The organism is Streptomyces kebangsaanensis, from assembly GCF_001906585.1.
In the GTDB taxonomy this organism is placed as follows: Bacteria; Actinomycetota; Actinomycetes; order Streptomycetales; family Streptomycetaceae; genus Streptomyces; species Streptomyces kebangsaanensis.
Genome location: NZ_JUJA01000158.1, coordinates 178,357 through 183,672, shown reverse-complemented (window position 1 = coordinate 183,672; position 5,316 = coordinate 178,357). Strand labels below are relative to the sequence as shown.

4 protein-coding genes are annotated in these 5,316 nt (G+C 68.7%); 2 read left to right on the top strand and 2 right to left on the bottom strand.

Features of this window, described 5'->3' with window-relative positions:
* Positions 1–187 precede the first annotated feature (187 nt).
* A complete protein-coding gene (locus tag RH94_RS29375) occupies positions 188–1,528 on the bottom strand; it encodes a tetratricopeptide repeat protein (protein WP_234426130.1) in 1,341 nt (446 codons plus the stop codon).
* 852 nt (positions 1,529–2,380) lie between these two features.
* Between RH94_RS29375 and RH94_RS29365 the strand changes: the two genes are divergently transcribed.
* Together RH94_RS29365 and RH94_RS29360 are read left to right on the top strand one after the other, a co-directional pair.
* A complete protein-coding gene (locus RH94_RS29365) occupies positions 2,381–3,853 on the top strand; it encodes an asparagine synthase-related protein (RefSeq protein ID WP_199881086.1) in 1,473 nt (490 codons plus the stop codon).
* Positions 3,850–4,596, top strand: coding sequence for a class I SAM-dependent methyltransferase (locus tag RH94_RS29360; RefSeq protein WP_199881085.1), 747 nt, complete (start codon positions 3,850–3,852; stop codon positions 4,594–4,596). Before RH94_RS29365 ends, RH94_RS29360 begins: the two co-directional genes overlap by 4 nt.
* Before the next feature lie 182 nt (positions 4,597–4,778).
* On the opposite strand, the gene RH94_RS29355 is transcribed toward RH94_RS29360, so the two are convergent.
* Positions 4,779–5,316, bottom strand: a 538-nt coding sequence (locus RH94_RS29355; protein ID WP_158073105.1) for a phosphotransferase, incomplete at its 5' end; no start/stop codon positions are given.

Sequence of the window (5,316 nt, the reverse complement as noted above, 5' to 3'; positions counted from 1 at the left end):
CCGCCGGCCGATGCGGTGGTCCACGGTGTGGAGGATGACCCGACTGGGCCGGCCGCCGGTCATCTGACCAGTGAAGACGCAGACAGAAAGGGGCTGCCCAGCACACCTGCTATGTGCTGACGAGGAGCCGGGGCACACCCGCCATCGTGGCTGACTCTCTTTGGCTGAGCTTGAGGGTGTGACGGGATCAGGTGATCAGTGTTGATGGCGCGATCGTCCGTGCTCGGTCGTACAGGTCTCGGGCCGTCGCGTTCTTCAGGTGCGGGCGCAGGAGGCCGCACATTGCCTTCACGCGGTCGTCGGCGCGGCCGGACTGGACCTTGGGGTAGTCGTCGAGGGCCTGGTGCCAGGTGGCGCAGGCCGCTTCCAGGTGGCCGAGTTCCAGTTGCCGCTCAGCCAGCAGTCCACGGCGGTGTACTCGTGTGCGCTGGTACACGCTGGGGCGGAGCCGGTCGGCTTGTTGCATGGCTTCGACGGCTCCGGCCTTGTCCCCGAGTTCATAACGGACCTGGCTGACGTGGTAGTTGAGTGAAGACGGGTCGTAGGAGCCGAATGCCTTTCCGCGTGACTCGGCGCGCTCCATGGCCGCCTCAGCCTCCCGGATGTACCGCAGAGCACCCGTGCGGTCGCCGGTCTGTGCGGCGGCATGCGCCTGCTGGCCGGTGAGGAAGGCCCGCATCCGAGGTCCGGCCTGCGGAGAGGCGGCGGCAGCGGCATCGGCCAGTTCCATGGCCTTCACCCCATGGCGGAGGTCGACCGCCTGGACGCTCATCCCCCGCAGGGTGGTGCAGTACGTCAGGTGATCCTCGGCCTCACCTGCCAGCTCCAAAGCCTTGACGTAGTAGCGCTGAGCGAGACCGTGCAGCCCTTCGTCCACGGCCATGTAGCCGGTCAGGTAGAGCAGGTCCGAGGCGGCGGACAGCATCGCCTTGCGTACGTCCTCGGGTGCGTCGGCGCGCAGGTAGGAGGCCACGGTGTTGACCATGAACGAGGCCGCCATGGGGCGTGCGTGACGGCCGCCGAACTCATCGTCCAGTTCCGAGATGCGCTCGGTCATGGCGACGACCATGTCCACTTCGTTCCTGCCGATGCGTGTCGTACGGCCGGACTGAACGGCCTCGGCACGTCCGACCACATCAGGCCAGCCGGGAATGGTGAGGGCCACGGAGAACAGGCCGACCCCCAGGACACTGCGGCGGGACGGGTCCATATCCAGCCTCCCCAGGTCGATCACCTCTTCCACGGTATCCGCAGCCGTGAAGGAGCGATCGCGGGGAACGGGCAGGCCGGCTTCGGCATGGGTGACGGGTCGGCCAAGGCGGCGCGAGAGGGCTTCCAGGATGCATGCGCGCACCGCACCGCGGGGGACTGTGCCTCCGAGCCAGTGGCTCACCGCCGACTCGTCGTACCGCAGGGGGATTCCGGTCTCCGTACCGACGCGGTTCACCGCCCGTGCGAACTGGCGGTGAGTCCAGTGGCTTTCGGCGAGCAGACGCCCGAGCGCTACGTTCGGTTCACGCTTGGCCATACCCTCAGCTCCCCGTGCCCTTGCGAAACTTTCAAGGCTTTCAAGTCCTGGCGCTGAGGCAACGGTACCGCTGTGCGTGGTCATGCGGTTGCGTAGAGGTAGCAGGAAACGGCGAGTCCTCGCCGCAGTCGTCGTCTGAGGGACTCAAGGGATGAGAAGCGAAGCGCGGGCCCGCCTGGCCCGGATGACCGAGGAGCGGGGCACGGACGGGATGTTGAGGATCGACACCGATGAGGGCGCGGACCTGCCGCCGGGTTCGAATCGGTTCTCGCCGTGTCGCTGCCCGCAGCACTGCCCTACGACGCCTGAGGACGGGGCAGCGAAGCTGAGCGCCGCAGTACGCGAGGCCAACGAGCGCAGCCGCGGAGAGCGACTGTGAGGCAGTCAGTCGCAGTTGTCGGCCGTTCCGCCGGACTGCTCCTGATCATCACCGTTTCGGGATCGATCGGCTTCGTGCTCGGCGTCGTCGCCGCATCCCAGCCCACCTGACTCCTCCCCGTCACGAATACAGGCTCCCCACCCGTGACGAGGGAGGGCCCGCCGCAGGAAGCGGTGGGCACCCCGTCCGGCTGCCTTCTTCGCAAGGGTCCGGCAGCCGGACGGGTCCAACTCCGCAGCATCAGCCGCGGAGTCCACTGAAAACCGTAAGGGAGAAAGCGATGAACGTGGACGAACTGTTCACCGGCGACCTGATCACCGGTGTCCCGGCAGTCGAAGCCGCGCTGCTCGACAAGATGCCGGGCGGCGGCGACAACAACGGCGACCACTGCAGCAAGTGATCCAGGGCTGATGCCAGGCGGGGCGGGGTCGTTCGCGGCTCCGCCCCGCCGCACGACTTCGGAAAGGGACGACATGCTGTCGATGCGTCTGCGCCTGGTCGATCTCCAGGAGCCCAAGTGGAGAGCCCAGGGTGGCCGTTGGATCAACGGCGAGAGCTGGATCGAGCCTGCGAACGTGTCCGCGTTGGTCATGGAGGTCAACGACGACCAGGCGCCGCGCGTACGGATCCGTATGAAGGAGTGCAAGCGAGACGAGGCCGACTTCGTCGCACTCACCATGGAGCCCGGACAAGCCCGCCTGTCAGCAGGCGCTTTCGGTACAGCCCCGCTCTTCCTGACAGAGAAGGCCGGTGAGCTGTACGCCTCTTGGGACCTGACACTGCTGCGGCCGCATCTGCGGGCCGACCGCCTGGTGCCGCGCGTCGTCGTCCGAACGCTGACGAGGCAGCACCGCTACACGTCCGAGACGCTCTTCGAAGGCGTCTACCGCCTCACTGAACGGGCATCGGCCACCTTCACCCCCTCGGGACTCAGCATCCACTACCCCGAGCCCGCCGAACACGTACTTGAGCCACGTACGCTCCGGCCCGGAGTTGATCCACTTGCCGCTCTGGACGAGTTGCTGACCGACGTGATCCGCCAGGCGCCGACAGCAACCGGATGCGTGGGCGTCGAACTGTCCGGCGGCGCGGACTCCGGGAACGTCGCCCTGGCGGTGAAGGCAGCCCGTTTCCCCGAAGTGCACAGCTTCGGCCTGCTGGTGGGAGGAAGCACCGGCAGGCAGCAGCGCGAGCGGCGCCGGGTCTTTGTGGAGCATTGCGGCTTCCGGGACACGGCCGTCCCCGGCATGCAGTACCCACCTTTCTGCCCCGGAGGCGTACGTGCTCTGTGCAAGCCGCACGATCCGGCGGGAGCCTTCTACCAGGAGGCGTTCGACGTCGTACGCGAGCAGGCGGCCGCTCGGCGGTGCGAGATCATGTTCACGGGCAGCGGCGGGGACGAAATCAACGCCCACCACTCCAGGACACAGGCCGAACTGCCGACGCCGGAGCCTGTGCTGTGGCTCGCCGGCAAGGCGGTCCGAGCGCTCGCGGAGGTGAACGAGCACCTGGCACCCGTCCCGGTGCTGCCCGTTCCGACCCTGATGGCCTTCGGGATGCACAACCCCGGATTCCTCCGGGCCGGAGTCTGGCCGGTGAGCCCGCTTGTGCACCCACGGATCGTGCGGTTCATGGAACAGCTACCGCACGAGCACAAGCGAGGCAAGGCGTTGTTCCGCGAGCGGATCCAGCGAGCCGGGCTGCCCGCATGGGTGGCCGCGCCGGCCGAACCGGAGAACTTCTTGGCCGTCCTGGAGAAGGGCCTGCGTTCCTACGGCCTGCCCGTCCTGGACGGCATGCTGAAGGGGGCCGTCCTGGTGGACCTCGGATACGTTGACGGCAAGGCCCTTGCCCAGGCGCGGAGGGACGCCGATGCCGCACCAGCCGTTCCCGATCTGCTGTGCGACGTGCTCGCCCTGGAGGTCGGACTGCGAAGCCTCATGTGACCAGCCCCGACACGGAAGCCGAGCACGTGGAAGCCACCAACCTCCTGTACCGTGATCCGGCACTCTACGACGTGGTTCAGTCCGACAGTACGAGCGCCGGGATGTGCCAGACCCTGATCGAATCGCACAGGCCGGATGCCCGGACCTTGGTCGACTTCGGATGCGGTACCGGCCGGGATCTGGAGATCCTGGCCAAGCGCTTCGAGTGCGTCGGTGTGGACCTTCAGCCCGGCCTGGTCGACTACGCCCACCGCGCCCGGCCGGAATTGGACATCCGCACCGGCGACATGCGCACCGTACGACTCGGCAAGCGCATGGACGTGGTGACCTGCATGGGCAACAGCCTCGCCTACGTGCACGACAACGAGGCGATCAGCCAGGTCTTCGCCACCTTCGCGGCCCACGCCCGGCCGGGAGCGCTGCTCGTGCTGTGCTCCCCCATCGCCCCGATCACCCGGACCGAGCCGACCACCGCCACGGTGCACACCCCGAAGGGACCCGCCACCGTCACCATCCGACACGAGTGGGACTTGAGGACCCAGATCAACACCATGCATCGGCACTGGGCGCTCCCCTCGGGCGACGAGGCACGAGACGAGATCCGCAGGCGCGTCCTGTTCCCCCGTGAGCTGGAACGCTACGCGGAGGATGTCGGCTTCGAGGTCCTGGACATGAACGACGGCACAGGAGGAGGGCTCACCGGCCCGACCGCTTGCACCGTGGCCCGATACCTTCGGCGGTGACCGGCGGGGCGGGAAACGGCACCAGTGCCGGCCGCCCGGCCCCTGACAGCGAGAGCGACGGCACCCCCACGGATTTCCCCGCACGGCCACGGACGTCAGCGGAACCCGAGAACCATGCTGACCGGCGAAAAGCGGGCGGAGGGGTGCCGCACAGCACACGCACCGTGTGCGGGCGGGTGAGATCAGAACGGGTACCAGCGCACCGTCGGGTCCCCGTCGCGCAGGGACGCCACCCGGCGCCTGAACTCGGCCAGGGCCCTGGGGTTGTCCTGGGCGTGCTGGGCGACCCAGGCGCAGCTGGCCGTCTCGCGGGCGCCGCGCAGTACCGGGCAGCCCTCCCACTCCCGTACGTCCCAGCCGTAGGTCCCGGTGAAGGAGTCGTACGCCTCGGCGGGCAGGCCGTAGCGGTCCCGGGACAGGGCCATGACCACCAGGTCGTGCTCGCGCAGGTCGGCGGAGAAGGTCTCCAGGTCGACCAGGACGGGCCCGTCCGGTCCGACGTGCACGTTGCGCGTCAGCGCGTCGCCGTGGATCGGTCCTGGCGGCAGGTGGGGGGTGAGCGCGGCGGCGGCCGCCGCGAAGCCGTCGCGGCGCTCGCGCAGGAACGCCGCGTCGGCCGGATCGACGGCGTCGCCCGCCAGCCGCAGCCAGCGCTCCACGCCGCCCAGCAGCTCGCGCGGCGGCAGCTCGAAGCCGGGAGCGGGCAGCGCGTGGACGAGC